The 248-nt window shown below is 46.4% G+C and carries 1 protein-coding gene; it reads left to right on the top strand.

The window, feature by feature from the left end:
- Positions 1-248, top strand: a 248-nt coding sequence (locus GPK90_RS17940; RefSeq protein ID WP_215703595.1) for a tripartite tricarboxylate transporter permease, incomplete at both ends; no start/stop codon positions are given.

Raw genomic sequence — 248 nt, forward strand, 5'->3', positions numbered from 1 at the left:
AAGACAAACAAGGTTCTTGTATACACGATCTTCCTTGGAATGTTCGTTGCCAACACGATCATGGTACTCCTTGGATTCTCCTGCATCCGCCTTTTCACAAAGGTATTGAGCGTTCCGAAGACGATCTTAACTCCGATCATCTTCATCCTCTGCGTAGTCGGAAGCTATGCGATGAGAAGCAACTTCTACGATGTAGGAACGATGCTGATCGCAGGTGTCATCGGCTGGCTCATGGGTAAAGTAAAGAT

This window comes from Clostridium sp. MCC344 (assembly GCF_018785365.1).
Classification (GTDB): domain Bacteria; phylum Bacillota; class Clostridia; order Lachnospirales; family Lachnospiraceae; genus Pilosibacter.